Below are 18,280 nucleotides of genomic sequence, written 5' to 3'. Positions count from 1 at the left end.
GGTCGTGCTCAGCGGGACTCGGTGAGCCCGCCAACGCGAAGGAACGCCAACTGCCCGGTCTTCCCCGGTAACCGGATGGTCGGGCCGAGCTCGAAACCCGTGGCGATGAGTCGGGCCACGGCTCGGTCGTTGGACACGTCCGGTTCCGCCACGATTCGTCGGGTGCCGCAGCGTGCGAGCTGCGCGATGATGAGGCGCCCGAGTGCCGCGGTGAGTCCCGGGCGGCGGGTGCGCACGGGCGCCAGCAGGACATGCACCCCCAGGTCCCCGGGTTCCACCCGATACGTCGCGCCCACCGGATCAGCGTGGGGTTCGTAGCTCTGGAAGATACCCATGGGGGTACCGTCGAGTTCCAGGAGCCACGCATGATGCGTGGGCGAGGCATCCAGGTACTCGTACACCTCGCGCACCCGCTCGGGGGTCCACCCCGTCATGCCCCAGAAGCGGGCTCGCGGCGCACGGACCCATTCATGGATCACGGCCGCGTCCCGCCCCGGCTCCACGAGCCTCAGCGTCACGCGCGGGCCTGGCGCGGACTGATCCGGTAGCGGTGGCAGTGCGCCCAGGTCGATGGATCCACCGGACGAGCTGGCCGAGCCGGCCGGACCGGCCGGACCCATCGCGCCGGACCTCCCCACGGAACCAGCCGGAACCCACGGCAGAGCGTGATCCATCTCCCCGCACGACCACCGGTGCAGCGGCGGTTCCGTGCACTCGCCCCGGGCCACGGGGTCGGGTGTGATCCACCACGACGCCGCGGGGTCGGCCAGATCCCACAGCACCCGCGCGGCGGGGACACGCACGCACGCGGGTCCCGTGCCCGGTAGTGTCCCCGCCGCGAGCAGGCAGTCCGCGTCCCCGCCCACGGGAACGGGGTCCGCCGCGGTCAGGGCCGGGTCACTGCGCCACGGGGTGTACAGATGCAGTGCGCCCCACGGCGGGAGCGCCGTACCCGGGTGCTCGTGGGCGACCCGTTCGAGGGCCGTCCTGGCGCACCAGCGGACGTCCACTCCCAGGTCAGGGCCGTGACGCACGATGTTCTCCACCGCGAGTCCCACTCGTCCGGGCCCGTGCAGGAACGGGTCCCACACGGTCGGCATGCCTGTGGGTCCCGAGAGCACCGATAGCGGGGTGGTCCGCATGAGCTCGTGAACGAACGCGTCCCGCCACACGGCGAACAACGACGCTGTCCAGGACCCCGCCGCCATCGACCCGTCCCAGTTGAGCAACGCCGCACGGACGGAGTCAGCCGCCTCCGCCGATGCATTCGTCGTTCGGGACTCCCCCTTCCGTTGCGATGCCGCACCGGCCGCCGACGGCGCCCCCACAGGTCCCGAGGCCATGTCCGGTTCCTGCGCATCCGCAGGTCCCGATCGCGCACCGGCCGCCGACGGCTCATCCGCAGGTCTCGACGGCGCACCCACAGGTCTCGACGCCACGTCCGGCTCCGGCGCCGTCCGCACCGGCCCCGTGGAACCCACCCGCGCCACGGTGGCGACCGGGTCCGACACGGCGGTCCGAGACGCGTCCGCGAACAGCTCCCTCAACAGCGGGGGCCAGTGCGGAGCGGCGGTGTCCAGCTGGGCCGCCAACAGGTCCTCATGACGCACGGCACCGTGTTCGGCCACGGCGGCGTCGAGCAGGTGCGTTGCCCGCCGGGCCCGGTGCGGGGGCGCGCACGCGAGCCGCGCGGCCGAAGCGCAGGGGTCCGAGGGGCGCTGATTGGCGCGCACGGTGATCCCGTGCAGCGGTCGGGGCGGTTCGGCGGCCCCCAGGAACGACCCCGTGACCGTGTGTCGACATGAGCCGTCGCGGTCCGCGGCCACCACGTCGTTGCACGGCACGGCCCACCCGGACACCGCCTCCATGACGTCGTCCGCTGTGCGCGCCGAGAGCAGCTCACGACATGCCGAGAACGCCCGCGCAGGATCCGCCGTGGGCGCGGGGAACACCACGGTGACGGTGGTCGCGGTGCCGGGCACGGCGGCGTCGAGCACTGCTTCCGCCGCGGGAGTGCCCGGCAGCACGAACCCCGCCGCGCACGAGCGGAGCAAACAGGCCCGTTCGACGCTACCGCGCGCCCGCAGCACCACCGAGCGGTGCTCGAGCCGTTCACCCGTGGTCGCGACGTACCACGCGCCGTCACGGTTCTCGACAGCTAGGTCCGCGATGTGTTCCGTCGTCGTCATGGCGGCCGTAATGGCCCACGCGGCGCTTTCGGTGCGCCCGAAGTGCGGGACCCCTGGCAATCCCGCGAGCGCGAGACCCCGCACCCGGACGTCCGGCGTGGAGAGGCACACGGGCTGATAGGGCCCCGATTCTTCCACGACGCGGTGCGGGTCCGCCGCGAGCAGCGGTGCGCCGCTCGCGGACAGCTCGCCCGGAACGAGCCACGCATTGGATCCGGCCGCCGCGGGGGATTCGGCATCGAGCACGGGGACCCAGGCGTCGCCGAGTTCGCGCCGCACGCGGCGTCGCCACAGCTGCTCGGGGAGACTCCCCGTGAGCAGGTGCGCATCGAGGTGCACGGCCATCGGGGTCCAGGGGTCCCACGGCCGCACGGCCCGCTCGGTGAGACCGAGCTCGCGCACCTCGGGGGTCCCTGGCCAGGTCTCGGCCAGTGCCTCACTGATCCCGCGCGCGTACGCGGCGAAGAACTCCCGGTCCCGCGCCGACGCCGCGTCCCACCACCGTCTGGCCGTACCGGGGACGTCCGCGGCCAGGGTGAGGTGATCGCCGTCGAGCCCGTCCGGTCCCACGAGCTCTGCCGAGCGCCCCTCGGCGCGGTGACGCAGCACCTCCACGTGCCAGGACCTGTCCACACCGGTCACGTAGCCGTGGCCGTGTGCCAGCGCGGTGAGATCGTCCGCCTGCACGTGGGGCACACCGAAGGGATCGCGCCACAACCGCCAGCCGGGGCCGGACCGTTCAGGACCGGGCCGCCCGGCATCAGACTGCTCAGAACCGGTCCGTGCGGGGGCAGAGAGCATGACACTCCGTGACCCGCGAGAGACACGCCCCGGCTCAGCACCGTCGGTGCGCGCTCCCGCGGATCCGCCGCCGGGACACCGTGCGCTCACGACGCGGGGCCCGCATCAGGGGAGCGGAACGCGGCCAGTGGATTGGTCAACCGACCGGCGTAGGTCAGGGACGCCGACTGGTCGGCCAGATCCACCATGCGCTGCGGGTTGCGCAGTTGCAGCCGGTTCAGGCACGAGTGGGCGAAGGTCTCCCGGAACAGGTCCAGCTCGCGCCAGTGTTCGGGGAAGCGCTCGCGGTGCTCGTCCAGGACCTTGGCCCCGAGCGCCCAGAACTCCTGTTCGGGGAGCACACCGGAGGTGTGCAGGAGCACCGCGAGGTGCCGCAGGACGCCGTCGACCACGTCCGTGTGGATGGACAGCTCCCGCTGCTCCGGCTCCACCACGGAACGGATGCGTTCGATCCCCTCGGGCAGGGGCCGGTCGCTGAGCACCGCGATTTCCTCCCCGATGTCCTTCCAGAACGCACCGACCGGGAACCCGTCGCGCAGGCGCAGGATCACGTTTTCGCTGTGGGGCATGAGCGCGATGTCCTGGGACAGCAAGAGGTGCGCGACCGGGACCAGGTACACGTCGAGCAGGGCGCGCACCCAGTCCCTCGCGGTGACTCCCGAGCGCTCGATCCACGCTTCCGTGAGGGGCCGCCCGGCGCAGTCCCGGTGCAACACCCCGGCCAGGCTGGCGGCGTGCTCCCCGGGCTCGAGCATCGGCACCGGGGACTCACGCCACAGCGCAGCCAACTGTTTGGTGTGGTCGGAGGCCACACCGCTGCGGTGGTGGGCATCCCCGGTGTAACCCACCGCGGCGTGCTCGCGCAGCACCCGGATCCCGCGTGAGCGCAGGAACGGATCCTCCCGGGTGATCCCGTGCAGCCAGTCACTCACGGCGGGCATCGTGCGCATGTAGGCGGGGGAGAGCCCGCGCAGGAACCCCATGCTGTGCACCCCGAGCGCGGTCTTGGCGTAATCCCGCGCCGGGTCGCTCACGTCCAGGAACGTGCGCACGGACTGTTGTGCGCGCCACTCGTGCTCACTACGGCCCACCAGGATCAGGTGGCGCCGCAGCACGTCCGGGAGCATCCCGGGCAGGATGCGATGCTCCCACTGCCACGGGTGCACCGGGAGGAACGTGTACTCGTCCGGGTCCTCGCCGGCCTCGGTCACCGCCGCGCGGAAACGGTCGCGCTCACCGGCGGTGAGGTGCCGGTCCTCATGGTCATGTTCGTTCACGTGCTGCCCCAGGGACACGATGCACAGACTGCGGCGCGCGGCGAGCCACGTCAACCGGGCGGGGTATGCCGCCTCGGGAGCCCATGACGTCTGTTCGGACGCACCCATGCCCACCCGGCCCGAGCTCGCGACGAATCCGGGGTGTCCCCGGTCCAGGAAACGTTCCACTTCGGCGAGGTCCGCGGTCGCCAGTTCCGCGGCGGTCGGTGCGGGTACGGCACGACGACGCGCCATCGAGTACATGGTTGCGGACAGGTCCTCAAGGTACAGCGGGAGCATTTCGTCGGTGAGTCCCAGGACGTCCTTGAGGTCCAGCACGGCCTGCTGGGCGTCCGGTTCCTCGCCGGCGTCCCCGGGGATGATGCGCCGCACCGAAGCGGGGTCCACCTCCCAGTGCTCGAGCGGGTGCCGGGTGGCCTCGAAGTACCAACTCGGGCGCCCGGCGGCGTCGGCCACGGTCCAACCGTCGCCGTGCGGGGCGGGATGCAGCAACCGTTCGTGACTGAACTCGGAGAACATCTTGGCGAGCACGTCCCGCTGCAGTCGCCGTGCGGCCCGGCGGTCCAGCCGGGGCTCGGGCGTCGGGGCGACGTCCCGCTGTTCATCGGGGATGCGGGTTTCGACGACGGCGCTCATCGGGTCACCCCCGCGCGCTCGGCCACGGAGGCTTCCGTGTCCGCGGTCCGTACGTGGTCCTGCGGTCCGTCCCCGCGGACGACGACGCTCACGGACGCGGTCTTCTCCGCCAGGTGGCACTCGCCCACCTCACGGAACCCGGCCCAGCGGTTGATTGCGCGGATCCGCTCGTTGCGGACGTCGGGTTCCACGATAACGCGCTGCACCGCGGGGTCCGACCACAGCAGGTTCAGCGCCGCCGCCATCACGGCTCGCGTGGTCCCCGGAACCGGACGGGACGTGGGTGCCACGAACAGGTGCAGACCGGCGTCGCCGTCGCGGACCGGCCACACCGCGGCCAGGGGGCTGCGGGCGGGGTCGTACGTCTCGAGCAGCGCGAGCGGGCGGTCGTGTTCGCTGACGATCCAGGCGTCCTCTGCGTCCGCCGCGGTCATCCTGTGGTACTCCCGGGAAATCGTCTGCTCGTCCGCGCCCACGAGTCCCCACGCGTGCGCACGCGGGGAACTCAACCACGCGTGCAACAGCGCCGCGTCCCCGTCCGGGTCCACCGGCCGCAGCGTGAACGCGCGCCCGAGAGCGCGGGTCTCGAACGCGCCGTCGGGCCCCACGGCGGGGGCGACATGACGCTGGGGGACGTGACCGAAACTCTGGAACGTCGTGTGGTCCTCGGTGATGTACGGTGTGCGGCCCGTGACGTGCGCGAGCACGTGCGCGTTGCGCAGCGGTCCCATCCCCAGGTCGGGTGCCGTGAGCGCATGCGTGTGCTCGCCGTGGTTGAGTACGTGCACGGTCCCGTCCGGGCTGGCCCGGTGGTACCGGTCGGGGCTGAGCCGCCCTGAGGCGTCGAGCGAGAGCTGGTCCCGGACCGGTGCGAGCCAGTCCGGGGCCGCGGACCGGTAGCCCGTGGCCGCGACGACGGCATCGGTCACGGTCTCGCGCACGTGGTGGTTCTCCGAATTGCGCCAGCGCAGGACGGTGCGCCCGGCCTCGTGCCACGCGTCCACGAGTTCGGTGGCCGCGACGAGGCGCACGGGCGGGGCGTCCGGGTCGTTGCGGCGCACGTACAGGGCCTCGTGGATCGCGTCGATCGTCGCGTCCGAGATGCCGCGGTGCAACTGGGGTTGGGACGCGTTGAGCCGGTCCCGCTCGGCCTCCGGGAGGGACCGGAAGTGGTCGAGGTAGTCGGGCGACGTCAGTTCGAGGCTGAGCTTGGAGTACTCCATGGGGTAGAACCGTGGTGAACGGGTGAACCAGTCCACGGCCGGCCCGCCCGGGGTGTGCAGCAGGTCCAGGAACACCTCCGCGGCCGACTGCCCCGAGCCGATCACGGTCACGTGCTCCTCACTCACCAGGGTCTCCCGGCGGGACAGGTACTCACTTGCGTGCACCGTGGTGTCCGGGACGCCGGACAGTTCGCCCGGCGTGCGGGGGACCGTCCCCGTGCCCACGACCAGGTGGCGCGCCCACCACGAGTGCTCGACGCCGCGGGCCCGGGCCGTGACGCGCCACGGACCCTCACCCGTCGGGCGGGTGACCTGGGTGACCCGGTGTCCCCAGTACACCCCGCGGACTCGCTGCGCGGCCCACCGGCAGTAGGCGTTGTAGTCCCGCCGCAGCGGGAAGAAGGACTCACGGACGTAGAACGGGTACAGCTCGCCGGTCTCCTTGAGCCACTGCAGGAACGAGAACCGCGAGGTGGGATCCGCCATGGTCACGAGGTCCGCGAGGAACGGGACCTGCAGCGTGGCGTCGTCGAACAGCAACCCGGGATGCCAGTTGAAACCGGGGGCCGCGTCCAGGAAGGCTGCGCGGACGTCCGGCAGAGGGTCGGTGAGGCATGCGAGTCCGAGTCCGAACGGGCCCACCCCCACGCACAGCAGGTCCAGGGGGTCGTCCGGGGTGCCACGCTGAACGGTGCCCGGGGCGTCAGTGGGAGTCGACGCGGCGTCCGACGGCGTCGATCCCTGGTCCGCGGGCCTGGAGTCGTCGTGTGCCGGTTCGGTTCCGTGCCGACGGTCGGGGTGGGATGCGGTCGTGCGGGGGGTCATGCGCGGGCCTTTCCGGTGCGATCGTGGGCGGTGAGGGACAGGGCGGTCTCGTGGATGAGGTCCAGGACCTCCCGGACGTCGTCGAGGGTCGTCTGCGGGTTGAGCAGGGTGAATTTCAGGCAGGGACGCCCGGCCACCTCGGTCTCCGCCACGGTGGCGCGGCCGGTGTCCCACACCGCGCGGCGGATCGGGCGCACCCAGCGGTCCGCGGTCTCATCGACCGCGTCCGGGCCGTTCCCCGTGGTGGAGGAGGCGTGTGCGGCGGAAGAGGTGTGCGCGGCAAGCGGGGCCCCCGCGGCGTCGTCGTTCCCCGCATCCGGAGGCGTCCAGCGGAACAGCACGGTGCTCAGGGACGGGTCGCACACGAGTTCGAAGCGCGGGTCCGAGCGCAGCTCGTGGGCCACACGCGCCGCGAGGTCGATGACGGCGTCGAACATCGCGCCGATCGCGTCCGGGCCCATCGTGCGCAGCGTGACCCACAGCTTGAGCGCCTCGAAGCGGCGTGTGGTCTGCAGGGAGCGGTCCACCTGATTGGGTTCGGGGGTGTCCGCCGGGTTGAGGTACGCGGCGTGATGCGCGCAGTGGCGCAGCGTGTGGCCGTCCCGCACGATCACGGCGGAGCACCCGATGGGCTGGAACCACGCCTTGTGGAAGTCCACGGTTACGGAGTCAGCGCGGTCGATCCCGGCGAGCCGGTCGCGGCGCGTGGGGGAGACCAGCAGCGCGCCACCGTAGGCCGCGTCCACGTGGAACCAGACCCCGTGCTGCGCACACACCTGCGCGACGTCCTCGAGCGGGTCGATCGCGCCGCGGTCCGTGGTGCCCGCGGTGGCCACCACGGCCATGGGGGTCAGCGACTGGGTCGCGAGGTCCGCCAGCACTCGACGCAGCGTCGGCACGGACAGTGCCCCCGCGGCGTCGACCGGGACCGGGACCACGCAGTCGTCGTCGAGTCCCAGGATCCGGGCGGCCGTGCTGACCGAGAAGTGGCTCTCCGCGCTCGCGAGGATGCGCAACGACGCCGCTCGCACCGGCCGCGGGGCCGCGTGCGGGGTGCGCGCGGAGCGTTCGAGGCATTCGTCGCGGGCGAGCATGAGCGCCTGCAGGTTGGAGGTCGTCCCGCCCGGGGTGAACATGCCGTCCGCGGCGGCGGGGAAGCCGATACGCCGCGCCGTCCACGTCAGCAGCGAACGTTCCATCACGGTCGCCGCCTTGGACTGGTCCCACGTGTCCATCGAGACGTTGACGGTGGCGGCCAGGGTCTCCGCGGCGACCGCGGGCACTGCCACCGGGCAATTGAGGTGCGCGAGCGTCCGGGGGTGATGGAACCACACCGCGTGGCGCAACCACGTACGGTCGAGCTCGTCCACCGCGGCGCCGAAGTCGTGCAGCGGGGTGTCCAGGTCGATCCGCGACAGTGCCCGGTCGATCTCGTCGTGGCTCGCGGGTTCGTGGGGTTGTCGCGCGCCGGCCAGGCGCGCCGCACCGGTGGCCGCGGCTGCGGTGACATCGCGCATGAGGTCCGTGACGGTGTCCGCGTGGAGCAGGGATGAACTCACGGAACGGTTCGGCTTTCGTTCGGGGGCACTCGGATGCAATAAGCTACACGGTGGTAACTAATTACTGATAGGTTAGGCTAACCTAAGATTCAGCAATTGTGTACCGCCCGATCCACCCCGGAACACGCAGAACTGCCTCGCGACCTGCCGGTTCTTTCCGGGCTGGTGTTCCGTGACCCGCCCGCCGAACGAGGAGAACGCCCGTGCCCCACTGGGAACGTCTGGCCGTCCGAGCCCTCGGGGCTTCCGAGACCGTGCTCACAGTGGTGAGTCGCCGCGACGTCGGCCCCACCTACACGCGCATCACCGTGCGGCACGAGGGGTTCCTCGCGCGCCACACGCCGTTCCCGACCATGTGGTTGCGGTTGTGGTTCACGTCCCGCGGCAAGGACCACCAGCGGGCGTTCACGGTGGTCGACCCACGCCCGGACGAGGGCGTCTTCGACATGGAGTTCGCCCTGCACGACGGCGCCTCCTCCGACTGGGCTCGCACGTGCGCACCCGGCGACACCATCCGGGCGTCGCTGCTCGGCAGCACCCCGCCCTGGCCGCCGCGCAGGACACCGCGCCGTGGTCACGGGTCCGAACCCGCTCCGGGGCTCGATGCCGATTTCCCGGGACGCACGGTGCTCGTGGGCGACCCCGCGAGCTTGCCCGCCCTGAACTCCATGCTCCCGCTGTTGGGAACCCACGACGTCGAGGTGTGGTTCGAGTACCGCGACCCGCGCGACGCTGACCTGCCCCTGGCCGCAGCGAAGCGCCACCAGGTGCACACGGTGCACCACATCGGCGCGGGGGAGGACGTGGCCGCGGCCGTGCTCGCGCACTGGGAGACGCATCCGCCCGCACCGGGGGACCGGTACTGGATCGCTGTGGAGGCGCAGCAGAACCGCCTGCTGACCTCGGCCCTGCGCACCCGCTACGGCGTGCCCCGCACACACATCGACGCCACCGCCTACTGGAGGAACGTATGAGCACCATGACCCTGTCCGCGCCCGCGGGGATCCGCACGAACCGTGGGTTCTGGGGGCTGCTGTGGGCGCTATACACCACGCAGTTCATCGGGGCGGCGTTCCTGTCCACCGGCCTGGTGGGCATCCTGCGCGACGGCGGCACGGACCTGGGGACCCTGGGCGCCCTGCAGCTACTCGCCCTCGTGTGGCCCGTGAAGTTCCTGTGGGCACCCCTGATCGATCGGTGGGCGCCGGGCCGGGCGCGCGGGCACTACAGGTCGTGGTTGCTCGTGCTGCAACCCCTCATGGTGCTCGCCCTGCTGGCCATGGCCGTGTTCGCCGACCCGCAGGACGGTCTGAGGGTCCTCGTGATCCTGGCCGCGGCGTTCGTGCTCTTCTCCGCGACGCAGGACATCGCGGCGGACGCGCTGTCCGTAAGGGGTCTCGATCGCTCCCAGCACGATCTCGGTGCGGGGGTCCAGGTGGGGGCGAGCTACATCGGGACCGTGATCGGCGGCGGATTGGCCTTGCTGATCTACGACGCCTGGGGATGGCGGGCCGCGGTGATCGCGCTCGCACTGTGCACCGCGGCCGCGATGGTCCCCGTGCTGCGGCACCGGGAACCGGAGCGCGCGGCGTCGAATGCGCAACCCCGCGGGCTCTCCGGGATGTTCGGCATGCTGGCCGTACCGGGGGCCAAGGCCTGGGCGCTCGGTGGTGTCCCCCTGGTGACGTTCGGCTCCGCAGCCGTGTGGTCCCTCGTGACCCCGGCACTCGTGGATGCGGGGTGGTCGCTGGCCTTCATCGGCGCGGTCACCTCCATGATCGCGGCGGCGCCCGCCCTGGCCGCGGCACTCCTGGGCGGCCGGTTGTGCCGACGGCGCGGGCGCGGCGTCACGCTGTTGCTCGGCGCCGGGATCCAATTGCTCGGTGGGGTGTGTCTGGCACCCGTCGTGTGGCCCGGTGCGGGCGTGGACCAGTGGCTGCAGGTGCCGCTGGGCGTGGTGGGAGCGTGCGGCGTGCTCGCGGGCTACACCGTGATGAACACGGGCATCTACGCGGTGAACCTGGACCTTGCGCGTCCCGGGTGCGCCGGCGCCGACTTCACGCTCCTGAGCTCCATCGGCATGCTCGGCGGGAGCGTCGGTGCGTGGGCGGCCCTGTTCCTGGCCGGCATGGCCGGCTACGGCGCGTCACTCGTGTTCGGACTCGCGGTGTCCGTGGCGGGCGTGATCGTGTGCCGGTCGCACCCGCTACTGGCACGCCGCCCGTGAGGGCCCCGCTCAGTGGAACTCGGGCAGGCGCATCATGCCCTCCTGCACCGTGGTGGCGATCATCGTGCCGTCCCGCGTGAACATCTTGCCGATGGCCAGACCCCGGGCCGAGGATGCGTTGGGGGAGGTCTGGGTGTAGAGGATCCACTCGTCCGCGCGGGCATAGCGGTGCCACCACATCGCGTGGTCCAGGGACGCCACGTTCATCCCCGGTTCCACCCAGGACTTACCGTGGCGGCGCAGGATGGGCTCCATCATCGTGTAGTCGGAGACGTAGGCCAGGGCCGCCCGGTGGATGTTCGGGTCGTCCGGCAAGGGGGCCAGCGCCTTGATCCACACCGCGTTGTACGCATCCTGCGCACCCTTCCACGGCAGGAACAACGGCTCGGTCACGTAGCGCATGTCGAAGGGCCGCTCGAACGCGGTCGCGCGGGCCTCGGGGATGTCCAGTGCCCCGAGCGTCTCGCGCAGCGCGGGCAGCGACTCCGGATCGGGCACGTTCTCGGGCATGGGCTCCTGGTGCTCCAACCCCTCGGCGGGATCCTGGAAGGACGCGATCACGGACAGGATGGTCTTCCCGTGCTGGTAGGCGTGGATCCGCCGGGCGGAGAACGAGCGACCGTCGCGGACCCGTTCCACCCCGAACGTGATGGGGACCTCGATGTCACCGCCACGCAGGAAGTAGGCGTGCAGGGAGTGGATGTGCCGGTCCGGCTTGACGGTGCGCATGGCCGCCATGGCCGCTTGCGCCAGGACCTGCCCCCCGTACACCCGCGCTCGCGGCGAGGTGATGGTGTTGCCCACGAAAATGTCTTCCGTGGTGCGGGCCCCCCCTCCGTCCGCGAGTTGGAGCATCTGGATGAGGGCTTCCACGGGGTCCTGCAACGGGTCGACTGTCATGGCACCACTCTAAACCGGGCATCGGGTGTGATCTGATAGAGCCATGACTTCCCTCAACGTTCCCGTCCAGATGCGGTTCTTCGACCAGGACCAGTACGGCCACATCAACAACGTGACCATGCTGCGCTACTTCGAGGACGCCCGTGTGCGGCTCACGGCGTCCCCCATCAAGGCGGACGCCCAGCACGGCATCCCCGAGGACACGACCTTCCGCGAATCGGTGGGCAAGAACCGCACCGTGGTGGTCCACCAGAGCGTGGACTACAAAGAGCAGCTGTTCTTCCGCATGGATCCGGTGTTCGTGCGCACGTGGATCTCGCGCATCGGGGGGTCTTCGTTCACCATCTCCTACCGGCTGCAGGAGGAGGACGGCTCCCACGTGTACGCGGAGGGCGAATCCGTGATCGTGGTGATGGACCCGGGGACCGGCCGCAGCGTGAAGCTCTCCGAGGACCACCGCGCCCTGCTGGGTTCCCTGGAGGACGACGTCGAGTATTCCCACGCGCAGTGAGCGCCCCCCGAGAGCCCGGCGTCGCGGGCTTCACCCTGCTCGACCGCCAGGACGCCGCTGACCTGGCCACCTACGTGAGCCGCGCCCGTTCCGTGGACCCCCAGGCCGCGGTGCGGCTGCAGGGCCTGGACCGCGTGCTCGCCGCGTGGGTCTCCGTGATCCACCCCGCGGGCCTGCTGGATACCGCCCCCGTGGTGCTGGGGCTGCGCACCATGGGGCTCGCGCAGTCCTGCGACCTGGACGTCACCGTGGCCGCGGCCGCCATCACGGACCGGCTCGCGCGCGAGACGGGCGCTCGCGGGTCCGACGACGACGCCCCGGTGTGGATCAGCGCCCCGCCGCAAGAGGTCTCGGCCTCCTGGGCGGGGATCGTGGCCCCCCGTACGGGGTGGCGCTCCCTGGGGTCCGTGCCCGCCCACCGCGTTCGCGACGTGGCGCACCGCGGTATCCGGACCGTGTCCGATTCCGTGCCCACCGACTCCGGCGCCGCCGTGGTCCAGAAGGTCCGCGCGCGGGTGTGGGGTGCCGGGTCCGGTTGGGGTCCCCTGGAGGGCCCGGAGATCCCCGACGGCGCCGCGTTCGCCCTGGACGTCCTGGGGTTCATCCCGGCGTCCGAATCGGACGTGCACGTCGCGGCCGAGGCCTCGGGCCAGTGGGTGCGCCTGAGCACGGGTGCGGGTCACGTGCTCGTCAAGGTCTCCCGCTGAGACCCGGCCGCACCCGGTAAGGCGGTGCCGGGACCGGGCCCCGGCACGCGAGGAGAACGCCTCAGCCGGGGCGGTTGACCATCGCGTGGGCGGCGCGGTCGAAGTAGTCCCACATGATGCCGTCGTGCAGCGGGGACAGCTCCAGGGTGTCCATGGCCGCGCGCATGTGCGTCAGCCACGTCTCGCGCGCCCACGTGTCCACGGGGAACGGGGCGTGGCGCATCCGCAGTCTGGGGTGCCCGCGCTGCTCGGAGTACGTGGTGGGTCCGCCCCAGTACTGCTCCAGGAACATCCGCAGCCGCTCCTCCGCGGGTCCCAGGTCCTCCTCGGGGTACAGCGCCTTGAAATCGGGATCCTGCGCCACGCGCGCGTAGAACTCCCGGGTGAGCTTGGCGAACGTCTCGTGCCCGCCCACCTGGGCGTAGAACGAGTCCGACGACGCCGCTTCGGCCACGCCCCGCGCGTCCCCCACCTGTTGCGGGGGCTGGGTCACCGAGCCGGCGGCCGACCGGGAACCCACCGCACCCAGCGTGAAGGTGCGCCGCCCCGCCGGAGCAGCGGCCTGCGGGTCGAGTGGCTGGGAAGAGTCCTGCGTCCCACTCATCGGTCGGCCTCCGGGGTGTGGGCCGTGGTGTCCTGCACCGCAGCGGCGTCCACGGCCTGGGCGCGCACTGCGCGGCGCGCGGCGTCCTGGCGTTCCAACACGATCCGCCGCAACCCGGACAGGGCCGGGTCCAGCCGGTCGAGGAACGCCTGGGCGGCGTCGACCGTGTCCTGGCCGACGGCGCGGGGGAACAGTCCCACGGCGATCTGCTGCGCGAGTTCGTGCGTACGCTCGGTCCACACACCCGTGACGGCGTCGAAGTAGCGAGAGGAGTACGGGGTGACTAGGGCGTCGTCGTGCACGCGGAAGAACCCGGCGATGGCCGCTTGCTGCTGGGAGTTGGGCAGCGCGCCCTCGGTCACGACGAGCCGCCACGCCTCGGCCTTGGCCTCCGGGGTGGGGATCGCGGCGCGCGCGGTGGCCGCGGCGATCGCACCGGTCTCGGTGTTGTCCTCGGCCAGCGCACGGTCGACGTCCTCGGCGCCCTTGCGGCCGGCCGCGACGAGCGCGATCAGCACGGCCCAGCGGGTGTCCGTGTCCAGTTCGATCCCCTCGGGGACGCCCCCGTCGAAGAAACCCTCGATGCGATCGAAATGCGCCTCGGTGCACGCCCGGCGCAGGAAGGCCCGGAAGAACTGCCACTGGTGGTCGGAGCCCGCCTCCGCGGCGGCCGTGAGATCCCACAGGGTGTCCGCGGCCCGAGCCCGGACCTTGTCCGCGTGCTCGGGGGCGAGGTAGCGGTCCAGGGCCACGTCCAGCTGGCGCAGCTGCACCTGCACGGCCGTGGAGTCGGTCTCGTGGCCCACGTTGGAGAGCACGAGGTCCACGTAGTCGCGCGCCGGGCTCACGCCGTCGTGCACGGAGTCCCACGCCGCGGCCCACACGAGCGAGCGGGGCAACGACTCCTCGAAGTCTCCGAGGTGGGTGGTGGCCGTGGCCAGGGAGCACTCGTCCAGGCGGATCTTGGCGTAGGCGAGGTCGTCGTCGTTGAGCAGCACCAGGTCCGGGAGTTCGCGACCCACGAGCTGCGGGACATCGGTGAACTCGCCGTCCACGTCCAGCTCCACGCGGAACGTGCGGCTCAGCAGTCCGGTGTCCTCACGGTGGTCGTAGAAGCCCACGGCCACGCGGTGGGGCCGCAGGGTGGGATGGCCGTCCTGACCCAGCTGCTCGATCCGGAAGGATGTGATGACGCCATCGTCATCGGCCTCGACCTGCGGCACCAGGGTGTTCACGCCCGCGGTCTCGAGCCAGCGCGCGGACCAGTCGGTCAGGTCGCGACCGCTGGCCGCCTCGAGCTCGACCATGAGGTCCGAGAGCTCCGTGTTGGACCACGCGTGCTTGCCGAAGTAGCGGTTGAGCCCCGCCATGAACTCCTCCTGGCCCACCCAGGCCACGAGCTGCTTGAGCACCGAGGCACCCTTGGCGTAGGTGATGCCGTCGAAGTTCACGAGCACCGCCTCGAGGTCCGGGATCTCGGCCTTGATGGGGTGGGTGGTGGGCAGCTGGTCCTGTTCGTAGCCCCAGGACTTCTCCCCGGCCGCGAACGTGGTCCACGCGTTGGTGTACCGGGTGTTCTGCGCGCACGCGAGCGTGGACATGTACTCGGCGAAGGACTCGTTGAGCCACAGGTCGTTCCACCAGCGCATGGTCACGAGGTCCCCGAACCACATGTGCGCGAGCTCGTGCAGCACGGTGATCGCGCGGCGCTCCACGCGGGCCTGCGCCGGCTTGGAGCGGAAGACGTAGGACTCCACGAAGGTCACCGCGCCCGCGTTCTCCATGGCGCCGGCGTTGAACTGCGGCACGAAGAGCTGGTCGTACTTCTCGAAGGGGTAGGACACCCCGAACTGGGACTCGAAGAACTCGAAGCCCTGCTTGGTGACCTCGAACATCTCCTCGGCGTCCACGTACTCGAACAGGGAGCGGCGCGCGAACAGGCCCAGCTCGATGGTGCGTCCGTCCGAGGAGACCAGGCTGTCCGTGGTCTTGACGTAGGGGCCCGCGATCAACGCGGTGATGTAGCACGAGATCACGGGGGTGGGGGAGAACTCCCACCGGGCCACGCCGTCCGCCAGTGGGAAGGGTTCCGGGGTGGGCTGGTTGGACACCACGTCCCAGTCGGCGGGTGCGGTGACCGCAAACTGGAACGTGGCCTTGAGATCGGGCTGTTCGAACACTGGGAACATCCGGCGGGTGTCCGCGACCTCGAACTGGGTGTAGAGGTAAACCTGCTCGTCCACGGGATCCACGAACCGGTGCAGGCCCTCACCCGTGTTCATGTAGTACATCCGGGAGTCCACCACGAGCTCGTTGTGCTCGGCGAGATCGGGCAGGTCGATGCGCTCGCCGTCGCTGACCTTCGCGGGGTCCAGGAAGGTGCCGTTGAGGGTCACGGAATCCACGGACGCGGTGATCGCGTCGATGAACGTGTGCGCTCCCGCTTCGGCATCGAACGTCACCGTGGTGCGCGCCCGGAAGGTCTCGGGGTCCCCCGTGAGGTCCAGATCCACGTGGTAGGACTCGACCGAGATGATCCGCGCGCGCTCGGCGGCCTCCGCTCGGGTCAGGTTCGTTCCGGGCACAGCGGCGTTCCTCTCCTCGACGACAATTCGATGCCCGCGCGGGGCATCTTGCCATTATGGCAGCCGTCGCAAGTCCCGCCGCGGGCCCCACGCCGCCGACTCGGGCCCGCGTTCTTCCTCGCACGCATACCGCGACGGCACGGCCCCTCCGCCGGTCCGATCGTTGCCCGGGCGCGAGCCGGGGGAGCGCCCGCGCCGGTGGGATCGGCGGCTAAGGTAGAGGCGACCCTTTCCCCGTCGCGGAGCAGACGTGCCGGTTGCCCCGCGACCACCCCGTCCAGGAGTTGCTGACGTCCCATGCGCGTGCACATTGCCACCGACCACGCAGGCCTCGAGTTGTCCCACTTCCTCATGCAGCGGCTGAGCGAGGACGGTTACGAGATGATCGACCACGGCCCCGCGGTCTACGACGCCGCGGACGACTACCCCGCGTTCTGCATCAGTGCTGCCCAGGGGGTCCGCGAGGACCGCGAGAACGGTCTGGACTCGCTCGGCATCGTGCTGGGTGGTTCCGGTAACGGCGAGCAGATGGCGGCCAACCTGGTCCGGGGGATCCGCGCGGCCCTTGTGTGGAACGAGGACACCGCCCGGTTGGCCCGGCAGCACAACGACGCCCAGGTGATCGCGATCGGCGGGCGCCAGCACGGCAACGACGAGGCCCTGGAGCTCGTGCGGATCTTTCTCGCCGAGCCGTTCTCGGGGGAGTCCCGGCACGTGCGCCGAATCGAGCAGCTCGCCGAGTTCGAGCGCACCGGGGACATCGTGGGCCACCTCTCCGAGGTCCCAGTCCGCCCGTACACGCAGGACTGAGCGGGGGCGTCGGACGTGCCCGAGGGCCACTCGATCCACCGCCTCGGGCGTCAGCTCGGGGACCTGTTCGTGGGCCAGCGGTTGCGCGTCACGAGTCCCCAGGGCCGCTTCGCCGCGGGTGCCGCCGTGCTGGACGGGCGCGTCCTGACGTGCGCCCGCGCCCACGGCAAGCACCTCTACCTGGACTTCGCGGCGCCCTGTGACCCGGACGACGTCGTGGTCATGCGTTCGCACCTCGGCATCTACGGCGCGTGGAGTTTCGCGGGGGACGAGCAGTTCGCGGCGGCGTCCTCGATCGGCGCCCCGCGCCGCGTGGGGGAGCGCGAGTCCGGCTCCGCGGAGGAATCGGCAGTGGCGTACGACGACGCCGGACGGGTCGTTCCCGAGCCCCCGGTCGGTGCCGTGCGGGCCCGGTTGGCCGGCGAGCACGGGTGGGCGGATCTACGCGGGCCGGCCCTGTGCACGGTGGAGACACCGGAGGAAGCGCGGGCCGCGGAGGCCAAGCTGGGACCGGACCCCCTGGACCCGCAGGCCGATCCGGAACCGTTCCTGCGTGCCGCGGCCAAGAGCAAGCGGGCGATCGGCGTGCTGCTCATGGAGCAGAACGTGGTGTCGGGGATCGGCAACATCTTCCGGGCGGAGTCCCTGTTCCGCCGGGGTGTGAACCCCATGACGCCCGGAGCCTCGCTGACCCGCGAGGACCTGCTCGGGCTGTGGGAGGAGAACGTGACGCTCATGGCCGTGGGGGTGCGCGTGGGCCGGATCATCACCACGGATCCGGCAGACCGCCCCGACATCCCGGACACCGAGGCATGGCCCGAGCATGCGAACTACGTCTACCACCGCCACGGGCAGCCGTGCCTGCGGTGCGGGACCACCGTGCTCAAGCGCGACCTCAACGGGCGGGGGCTCTACTGGTGCCCGAGCTGCCAGGCGTGATGCGGCCTCGCACCCACCGTGTGCCCGCTCCGGTTCGACGCGGCGTCGTACTGCGAGAGTCTTCCGGGGGGGGTGTCGGGAGAAGGGTCGCGGGAACGAGGAAACCCCGCGGCGCACACGGGTACGGCGGGGTTTCGGGGATCGCTGAGGGGATGACGGGAATCGAACCCGCGTAGCCAGTTTGGAAGACTGGGGCTCTACCATTGAGCTACATCCCCGGGGACGTTGAAAGAGTACACGAGCCCCAGAAACCGTGCCAATCACCGGGTTCTACCACCCGGTTGCCGGGTGCGGGGCCGCGACACGATAGACTGTCGTGATGTCGGCTCGCCCGCGGGCGAGCCGTCGACCTCGTTCCGTCCACGGGCGGAGACGAAACGGAGCGCGTGTCGGGCACGTGATCACGGGGTGTAGCGCAGTGGCTAGCGCGCCTGCTTTGGGAGCAGGAGATCGCAGGTTCGAGTCCTGTCACCCCGACGTCTGAGCG

The 18,280-nt window shown here is 71.2% G+C and carries 13 protein-coding genes and 2 tRNA genes; 7 read left to right on the top strand and 8 right to left on the bottom strand.

The window, feature by feature from the left end; all coding sequences use genetic code 11:
• Positions 1-8 precede the first annotated feature (8 nt).
• From RF646_RS05345 to RF646_RS05330, 4 genes are all read right to left on the bottom strand, one after another.
• Positions 9-2,906 (bottom strand): GNAT family N-acetyltransferase, encoded by a 2,898-nt coding sequence (locus RF646_RS05345; protein WP_368835408.1) that lies wholly within the window; start codon positions 2,904-2,906, stop codon positions 9-11.
• Between the two features lie 170 nt (positions 2,907-3,076).
• A complete protein-coding gene (locus RF646_RS05340; protein ID WP_368835400.1) occupies positions 3,077-4,903 on the bottom strand; it encodes an IucA/IucC family siderophore biosynthesis protein in 1,827 nt (608 codons plus the stop codon).
• The gene (locus RF646_RS05335; RefSeq protein WP_368835399.1) at positions 4,900-6,951 is read right to left on the bottom strand and encodes a GNAT family N-acetyltransferase; all 2,052 of its coding nucleotides are present in this window, start codon (positions 6,949-6,951) and stop codon (positions 4,900-4,902) included. Before RF646_RS05335 ends, RF646_RS05340 begins: the two co-directional genes overlap by 4 nt.
• Positions 6,948-8,510: an aspartate aminotransferase family protein gene (locus tag RF646_RS05330; RefSeq protein ID WP_368835398.1), complete on the bottom strand. Its 1,563-nt coding sequence runs from the start codon at positions 8,508-8,510 to the stop codon at positions 6,948-6,950. Before RF646_RS05330 ends, RF646_RS05335 begins: the two co-directional genes overlap by 4 nt.
• A 203-nt stretch (positions 8,511-8,713) precedes the next feature.
• Here RF646_RS05330 and RF646_RS05325 point away from each other — a divergent pair, with 203 nt between their 5' ends.
• Entirely contained in the window at positions 8,714-9,484 is a 771-nt protein-coding gene (locus tag RF646_RS05325) for a siderophore-interacting protein (protein WP_206069198.1), read from the top strand.
• On the top strand, positions 9,481-10,737 hold the full coding sequence (locus tag RF646_RS05320) for an MFS transporter (RefSeq protein ID WP_368835397.1): 1,257 nt from the start codon (positions 9,481-9,483) through the stop codon (positions 10,735-10,737). Before RF646_RS05325 ends, RF646_RS05320 begins: the two co-directional genes overlap by 4 nt.
• Positions 10,738-10,746: 9 nt before the next feature.
• Here RF646_RS05320 and RF646_RS05315 read toward each other — a convergent pair whose 3' ends face one another.
• Positions 10,747-11,637, bottom strand: a complete 891-nt coding sequence (locus RF646_RS05315; RefSeq protein WP_368835396.1) for an acyl-CoA thioesterase — start codon at positions 11,635-11,637, stop codon at positions 10,747-10,749.
• Positions 11,638-11,680: 43 nt separating this feature from the next.
• Here RF646_RS05315 and RF646_RS05310 point away from each other — a divergent pair, with 43 nt between their 5' ends.
• Positions 11,681-12,148: an acyl-CoA thioesterase gene (locus RF646_RS05310; RefSeq protein ID WP_368835395.1), complete on the top strand. Its 468-nt coding sequence runs from the start codon at positions 11,681-11,683 to the stop codon at positions 12,146-12,148.
• On the top strand, positions 12,145-12,855 hold the full coding sequence (locus tag RF646_RS05305; protein ID WP_368835394.1) for a hypothetical protein: 711 nt from the start codon (positions 12,145-12,147) through the stop codon (positions 12,853-12,855). Before RF646_RS05310 ends, RF646_RS05305 begins: the two co-directional genes overlap by 4 nt.
• Before the next feature lie 61 nt (positions 12,856-12,916).
• Here the strand turns inward: RF646_RS05305 and RF646_RS05300 are convergent, their stop codons facing one another.
• The gene (locus RF646_RS05300) at positions 12,917-13,309 is read right to left on the bottom strand and encodes a globin (RefSeq protein WP_035962646.1); all 393 of its coding nucleotides are present in this window, start codon (positions 13,307-13,309) and stop codon (positions 12,917-12,919) included.
• A 146-nt stretch (positions 13,310-13,455) separates the two neighbouring features.
• Positions 13,456-16,044 (bottom strand): aminopeptidase N, encoded by a 2,589-nt coding sequence (gene pepN, locus RF646_RS05295; RefSeq protein ID WP_368835393.1) that lies wholly within the window; start codon positions 16,042-16,044, stop codon positions 13,456-13,458.
• 297 nt (positions 16,045-16,341) lie between these two features.
• Between pepN and RF646_RS05290 the strand changes: the two genes are divergently transcribed.
• Positions 16,342-16,854: a ribose-5-phosphate isomerase gene (locus RF646_RS05290; protein WP_085107757.1), complete on the top strand. Its 513-nt coding sequence runs from the start codon at positions 16,342-16,344 to the stop codon at positions 16,852-16,854.
• Between the two features lie 15 nt (positions 16,855-16,869).
• Positions 16,870-17,793 (top strand): Fpg/Nei family DNA glycosylase, encoded by a 924-nt coding sequence (locus tag RF646_RS05285; RefSeq protein WP_131332776.1) that lies wholly within the window; start codon positions 16,870-16,872, stop codon positions 17,791-17,793.
• A 147-nt stretch (positions 17,794-17,940) separates the two neighbouring features.
• On the opposite strand, the gene RF646_RS05280 is transcribed toward RF646_RS05285, so the two are convergent.
• Positions 17,941-18,011: transfer RNA gene (locus tag RF646_RS05280), tRNA-Gly, on the bottom strand.
• Between the two features lie 186 nt (positions 18,012-18,197).
• Between RF646_RS05280 and RF646_RS05275 the strand changes: the two genes are divergently transcribed.
• Positions 18,198-18,270: transfer RNA gene (locus RF646_RS05275), tRNA-Pro, on the top strand.
• Positions 18,271-18,280: the final 10 nt, after the last annotated feature.

It is taken from the genome of Kocuria sp. CPCC 205261 (genome assembly GCF_040981025.1).
In the GTDB taxonomy this organism is placed as follows: Bacteria; Actinomycetota; Actinomycetes; order Actinomycetales; family Micrococcaceae; genus Kocuria; species Kocuria marina.
This window is presented reverse-complemented; position numbering and strand designations above follow the sequence as displayed.